A 6,288-nucleotide genomic window follows, 5' to 3' on the forward strand; every position below is an offset into this window, starting at 1 on the left:
TCTATGCCGCGGACAGCAAAAAAGAAGCCCGCACGAACGCCACGGGTCAGAGCGAGGCTGAAGGCCTAGCTTGGTGCTACCTGAGGTCACGTGATTGCGCCGCAGAAATGTGCGCCTTGCCGACACGGTACGCAGCAAGGGGCGCCGCCGCCGCCCCTCTACCCGGCCACACTCAAATTTCTGTTACGTAACGCAAAATCTGGTCACACAATTCGGCTCGAGTGTTCGGCGACCGCCTCCGATATTTTATTGAGACGGAAAAACCAAGGCTCGGTCAGATTTAAGATTGGATTTTCAAGCGATCAGGCGACGGTATTAATGATGCCGCCAACCATACCGTTCGAGCTAACCTGAGGCGCGGTGGCGACTTCCGCTTCGACGAGTGCAAGCGCAGCTCGCTGTGTGGAAGCGGGCGCCCCGTTGGCTAAAGACGCGGGTTGCTGCATGACCTGCATGGCTATGCTGCTAGCGGATTGACTGATATTCATAGACTCACCTTAACGAAAGGCGATCAGGCTAGCACGGCGCCTAGTTTTATGCCGACATGTCCGGCAAGGATGCGAAGCGGCTTCGATGAGCGGTGAGAGGCTGGCCGGCCGGGAGGCAACAAACAAAAAGCCCGCGACAGCCGAAGCTGGGCGGGCGAAACTCGCGACGAGGAATCGCGAGTGGACGTATGGTTGCAGGGCTCGGAAGGCGAGCCGCGTGCTTCCACGTTATCAAGATAGCGGGACGACCGAAAGAAAACCATTCTACGAACGGTTGCGGCAGTCCTCCGCAGGTATCGTGCGCCTATACGTTTGGATAACGGCACGCCGTAGGTCATCCGGTGTCGGCCCCTGCCGCCGTCCGCGCCCGGAGTTTCCCAGGAAGGAAGCGGGCGACCGTGCTCCATTAGCGGTCGTCGATAGTCTGGCTGTTTTCTTGTCCCTTGATGCGTAGTGCCTTGTCAGCTTCGACCAACTCGTCTTTGAGCATTCCATGCCAGCGCCATAAAACACTTTCCGTGATGGCTCGCTCGTCGTGGGGTGCCGTGTCAATCAATTCGCTGGTAGCGACTGTCAGCGAATAGCTTGTGCATTGAATAGGCTCGATCAGGCCTACGTTAGACGGACCGTAAAGCAGCGTCTCTTGGTTCGACATCGACAACCCGAGCTTGTAACCGATGCTGTCGACGCCGGCATGGATGTTTTTACTGGCAAAACCATATTGCGGCCTAAGGCAACTCAGGTCGACGAAGTCTTCGATATCCCTGAACGTCACTCGCTTCTGCTTCAGGACCTCGGAAGCCCATCCGTTCCCCGTATCGCTTTTGAAAGTGTCGCCATACTTCGCGACCACTGAATCGCGCTTACGTTCATAGCGGTCTATGTCATCGGGCGGGATTGGATCGAATCCTAGTGCAGCGTGATGTTCGTTATATTCGCAGACGGCCTTCCAGCGAAGGATCGCCTGAAAATCAATGAATCGGCTTGCAAGCTCGTCGTCATGTCTGCCGAGGAACGTGAGGATCACCGTTGTTTCGTGCAGCGATCGCGAGCGCGCCATTGCGCCATCCGCATAACCACCTTTTAATAGGCAAGCCACCTCGTTAGCGATCTGCACGGCACGAGCATGAAGGCGAGTAGTCATGCTTCGTCGCGGCGAAGGAGGGTACTTCCCTGCGGATCTGTATTCGGAACTAATCTCGCAGCCGATCTCCTGACACATCCCGATGAGAGAGTCCAGACGGACCAAGGGCGCGCGCCATGTTTCAAGTAAACGACCTTGGAAGCCAGCGATGTCCGAGTAGAGCAGACGCGGGCTGCTTACCGGCTGATTTGTTATCGAGACTGATTTTCATGTGAATCCTTGTGTCGGGTTAAGCCAAGGCGCGACGCAGATCGCCGACGCGCCAGACGAGCACGCCATCTTCTTTGATCGGTTGGGGAATCAGGCCGGTTTTGACGCGGCGGTGGACCGTGCTGACGCTGCAGGACAGCAGGTCAGCGACGTCATTGATGCGCACTCGGGCAATATCCGGCTTCGCATCGAAGCCAGCGACACTGCCTGAGCGACGTTGGGCTGTGGTGGTCATCGTTTCTCGTCCGTGAAGTTCGATGACCCATTTTGACAAAGCGTAATTCTTAATTCATCTCGCAGACTTGGACTAACTCCCTTAGATCGAGTGCCGGCATGACGTGTGCGGCCTGACGCGACGTGAACCAGCTTTGGCGACCGGAAGTTTTCCAGCTAGTCGTCGCCTCGACGTTTTGAATTCAGGCTGCTTTTAATTCCTGGTTACGGGGTCGTCGAATGCCGACGGTCGGCTCAGCACGATCGGGATTCAGATGCACGACATGAACGCGCTGCCAGTCCCGCGTGGCACCTTTCCATCGTAGCGGATGACGTTCGCGCGCAACCTCGTAGAGCGCCTTGCGGCGCTCAAGGATGTCCTGATCAAGATTCGCATGGCGCTGGGCCGGCGTCACGAAACGGATCGCACTGTGGCGTAATGGCTGACACCTCAATCCTGGCACTCGATGCCGTGCGACTTCAACGTCGCCTCAGGGTGGGGAAGTCCCTCACATTTGAAAAAGCTTGACGGACTACCTCAGGGCGTGAAACCGGCGTTCGCCAGCGCTTTGTAGGCCGATTTGAGAGGCCGATTTGAGAGGTCGATTTTCTCACCGGCGATTTGAAAAAACAGAGCAGCGACTTTTTCAACAGCATCGGCGATGAAGGGTCATTCGTTCAGTGCCATTGATCCGCCATTCCGGCGTCGGCTTTGCTCGATAAGCCGCCACGGAGGCCCGCTGGCCAACCAGCGGTTCTGCTCCCACCACGCGCTCAATAGGGCGCAAACCCATCACGAGCAAATTCGGCCTGGCTGCCGCCGGTGCGGCGGAGGGGTAGACGCATCACCACTGCGGGCCGCCGCCGCAACACGTCTTCCGCTATCGCACCACTTGGCAACTGACCGCCAGTTTCATACGCTAGAAGTGCGCCTTTCGTTGTTCGACTTCCTGGGCTTTCCACGGGACACGCTTTTTTCAAAAGGAGAATAGTGATGGCAAATGCGACCAAGTGGACCACGGTTCTAAGCCACTGCATTGCCGGGTCAGGTCAAAAAACAGCAAGTCGCGTTTCTTGTCGGCACTGCCTTCGCTCCTGGCTTAGGGTGCTCTGCGCCCTTCTTCTGGCGGGCAACCTCGCCCAGGCTGCTACTATCCATGGCGGCGATATCCTGGTTGTCGACGCTCGTGCGAGCAAGCTGTTTCTTGTAGATCCCAGGACTGGCGCCCGCACTGTCATCAGTGACTTTCTGAATCCGTCACAAGGGCCCGTGGACAGATCGTTTCTCGCGGGCGTCGCCATAGGACGGGGGCAGATATTCGTCACCGCTGCCACCGCCGGCATTTACGCGATTGATCCACGTACGGGTAACCGGACCCTTGTGAGCGACTTTACTAGCGGAGCATTTCGTGGAGACGTCTTCGGCTCGGCAGTGGATGCGTCCGGACGTCTCATGGCAAACTGGGCGCAACCGCAATACGGTGGCGCTCCCAGGTCAATTGTTCGCATAGATCCACTGACGGGCACCCGCATTGTGGTCAGCGATCTCACGAACCCAGCCCAAGGCGACGTGTTCAATTGTTGTGTCGCGTACTTTACCGACCTCGCGCTCGAGAAAACCGGGGCGATCGTCGCAAGCGTTACGTGGTTCATCCCCGTCGGCCCGAGCCGGGACGTAGGAGACATGTACCGGGTCGATCCGACTAGGGGTCAACGATCGCTGCTCAGCGATTTCACGAACCCGGCACAGGGTGCCACCGACCTGGTACCCTCAACTGGCATTGCCATCGAGACCTCCGGGCAGATCCTGGTCAATTCGCACGGGTCGGCAATTGCGCCCGTCCCCAAAAATCTACTGCTGCGAATTGATCCCAAAACCGGGAACCGTGCTGTGGTCAGCGATTTCGACAATGCTGCGCAAGGACCGCTGGGGTGGCGCCTTTCCGGCATCGCCCTGGAGCAGCGGGGGGCGGGCGGAATAATTGTGGGCGCCGGTAACCCAGCGAATCGGGCCGCCGAGCCAACCCTGCTCTTCCGGATTGACCGGCAGACCGGGCAACGGACTTTGCTTAGTAATTCGAGTGATCCGAAACAGGGACCTCCGTTCGTATGGATCTTTGAGATTGCGGTTGTGCCGGAAAACGCCAACGACGCGGGCTTTGTTGCCGCACCGCCAATAAATTCGTTCGCGAGTCCGTTCGGACCAGTCAAATGAAATGCAGCGCAGTCACTCGAAATTCGTCGAGGCCTCAGGTGTTCCTGCGAGCTTTGAGATTGAAGAAGATGCCCACGTCGCTGGCCTTGGTTGGCCGCGGGCATGGGGTCGGACAGCGAGCTTTGCACTGTCATAAGGGCGAGCGCTGCCTCGATGAGAGAAGAGTAGATTTTGCCAAAGGGCAAATCTACTCTACGGTGGGATATGCAGATGCCGCGTTGGCATCAACTGGTTATGCGGCCGTATAACTGCGGTCGTGAGATTAGGGAGCGGTGTCGAACGGCGCATGGGTCCAGACCGCCTGGACCCTCAAGGCAATGTCGGCGTCGCGGCGGGGACTCGGGGGCCGGCATCCGCGAGAGCAATCTTCCGCTACACTTTGAACCGTTCTTTAGGACACGCGGTTCCAGCATGGGAATGGGACTTGCAGCGTTCAGTTCTATCGTTGGAGCCCACCGTGGGCAAATCAGGGCCATGGACGAGGTGCGAAAGTGACGCACGGCGACCGGCGCGCACATGGTTCAGTTCACAGCTACATTCGTACGATGTCTTTGAACGCCGTTGTGAAGCAATCTGTTAATCAGCAGAGGCGGGCGGCATCGGCCACACGTCGTCCCCCAGAGAGTAATCGAGGGCTACATTTTGCAAAGCTCGCCTGTTGTTTCGACTGTCGACGACGATAAGGCCGTCCGTGTTGCGTTAAGCAGCCTCATCCGGTTGCTTGGTTGGCACGCGCGCATGTATGAGTCGGCGGAAGATTTTTTTCGTCCGGGGAGGCCGCCCACACCTCGCTTGAAGCAATGCGCTTACGCCACCGCGGGTCACGATGGCGTAAGCGCTAGAGCGACAGACCGACTGTCTGCCAGGAGCGGCTTTGCCCTTGGTGCTTTTCAGTGCTCGTTCGGCCGGAGAGTTGGGTCGCTTTCTGTTACCTCCTGGGTTGCGGACCAGTATGGTTGCTGGTTGTAGTAGCTATATGTTGACTCTCCCCAAGTCGCATCTGCCATCGCAGGCCAATGGTCCTTGTCGAATCCCGGGTCGTCCTTGAGGCGCTGTGCCGTAATATCGACAAAAAAGCACTTCTGGTCCGTATCGAGGGTCAGTGCACTCCACGGGACGGCGTGCAGGTTCGACCCCATTCCGAGAAATCCCCCTTCTGACAGCACGGCATAGGCTATGCGGCCATTGCGGACGTCGAGCATAATGTCCGAAACCTTCCCGACGTGCTCGCCGTCCGAGGACATCACCTTGGTCCCATCCAGCGTCGCTGCAGCCATGACGTCCGGCCCCGGTCCTTCGCCGATACCGCCGCCGACGATGTTAGCTCCGCCTGGAGTACCGCGTTGCGGGTTAATTGAGCCCATGATTCACCTCCTTCGAAAAAGGTACCCTCGTGGCGCGCAAGCGTCATTCCCGAGCCCTCGGCCGCAGTTTTCCGCACCTTTTTTCAAGATGACCCGAACCTGTCCCTCAAGGCGGGGGTTCGAACGACTGGCTTGTTCCTGGACTGCGGTAGGCACCAAGGCGCGATTTCCCAGCGCGGGTTGCCGATGAGGGGGAGCAGTCCTGGCGGGACAGGCATGTCCCAAGTGCGGACTAACCTGCTGCTTTCCTTGAAAAAGGTTGCGCGGGTGACATGGACATGCAAATCACGGAAAAGGAACTTCGTTCGCTGGCTTATCGTTTTGGGAGGAGATGCGCTCGTGTTCGACAGTGTCGCATACGCCTGAACAACCAGAGCGCGCCAGTAGGTCTGGGCGAACAATGAATCTGCACCTTCTGTGCATAGGACCCGCTCAAGATGCTTAACCGCAGGGTCGAGGTTTTGAGGCGTGTAGGGACTCGCCCAGCGCCTGCGTTGGTAGCAACGTTCACTGCGTTCTCTCTCTCACGGCAAACCCAATCGCGAGTATGACCAATCCAAAGCCTGATTCACCTACCGCCGCGAGCACAACCAGCTTGGAATCACCGAAGACCGCATGACCGGCAAACTGGATGGCCGCGTCCAGTACAAGAGA

5 protein-coding genes and 1 pseudogene are annotated in these 6,288 nt (G+C 58.0%); 1 reads left to right on the forward strand and 5 read right to left on the reverse strand.

Annotation, left to right across the window (positions count from 1 at the left end; genetic code table 11):
- Nucleotides 1-302: 302 nt before the first annotated feature.
- The 4 genes and pseudogenes from QOC89_RS05970 to QOC89_RS05985 all read right to left on the reverse strand — a co-directional run.
- Nucleotides 303-488 (reverse strand): hypothetical protein, encoded by a 186-nt coding sequence (locus QOC89_RS05970; protein ID WP_323044183.1) that lies wholly within the window; start codon nt 486-488, stop codon nt 303-305.
- Nucleotides 489-894: 406 nt separating this feature from the next.
- Nucleotides 895-1,632: a DUF5677 domain-containing protein gene (locus QOC89_RS05975; protein WP_323044184.1), complete on the reverse strand. Its 738-nt coding sequence runs from the start codon at nt 1,630-1,632 to the stop codon at nt 895-897.
- A gap of 229 nt (nt 1,633-1,861) precedes the next feature.
- Nucleotides 1,862-2,077 (reverse strand): transcriptional regulator, encoded by a 216-nt coding sequence (locus QOC89_RS05980; protein ID WP_323044185.1) that lies wholly within the window; start codon nt 2,075-2,077, stop codon nt 1,862-1,864.
- A 181-nt stretch (nt 2,078-2,258) separates the two neighbouring features.
- Nucleotides 2,259-2,492: pseudogene (locus QOC89_RS05985) on the reverse strand (IS3 family transposase); the annotation flags it as partial.
- A gap of 557 nt (nt 2,493-3,049) precedes the next feature.
- Between QOC89_RS05985 and QOC89_RS05990 the strand changes: the two are divergent.
- Complete coding sequence (locus QOC89_RS05990) at nt 3,050-4,270, forward strand: hypothetical protein (protein WP_323044186.1); 1,221 nt, start codon at nt 3,050-3,052, stop codon at nt 4,268-4,270.
- Between the two features lie 890 nt (nt 4,271-5,160).
- Here QOC89_RS05990 and QOC89_RS06000 read toward each other — a convergent pair.
- Entirely contained in the window at nt 5,161-5,634 is a 474-nt protein-coding gene (locus tag QOC89_RS06000; RefSeq protein ID WP_323044187.1) for a PRC-barrel domain-containing protein, read from the reverse strand.
- Nucleotides 5,635-6,288: the final 654 nt, after the last annotated feature.

This window comes from Paraburkholderia sp., from assembly GCF_034668105.1.
In the GTDB taxonomy this organism is placed as follows: domain Bacteria; phylum Pseudomonadota; class Gammaproteobacteria; order Burkholderiales; family Burkholderiaceae; genus Paraburkholderia.

Bases quoted from the DNA above. Each gene is read 5' to 3' on its own strand.
- QOC89_RS05975 (WP_323044184.1), bottom strand. From the start codon at position 1,632: ATGACTACTCGCCTTCATGCTCGTGCCGTGCAGATCGCTAACGAGGTG.
- QOC89_RS05980 (WP_323044185.1), bottom strand. From the start codon at position 2,077: ATGACCACCACAGCCCAACGTCGCTCAGGCAGTGTCGCTGGCTTCGAT.
- QOC89_RS05970 (WP_323044183.1), bottom strand. From the start codon at position 488: ATGAATATCAGTCAATCCGCTAGCAGCATAGCCATGCAGGTCATGCAG.
- QOC89_RS05990 (WP_323044186.1), top strand. From the start codon at position 3,050: ATGGCAAATGCGACCAAGTGGACCACGGTTCTAAGCCACTGCATTGCC.
- QOC89_RS06000 (WP_323044187.1), bottom strand. From the start codon at position 5,634: ATGGGCTCAATTAACCCGCAACGCGGTACTCCAGGCGGAGCTAACATC.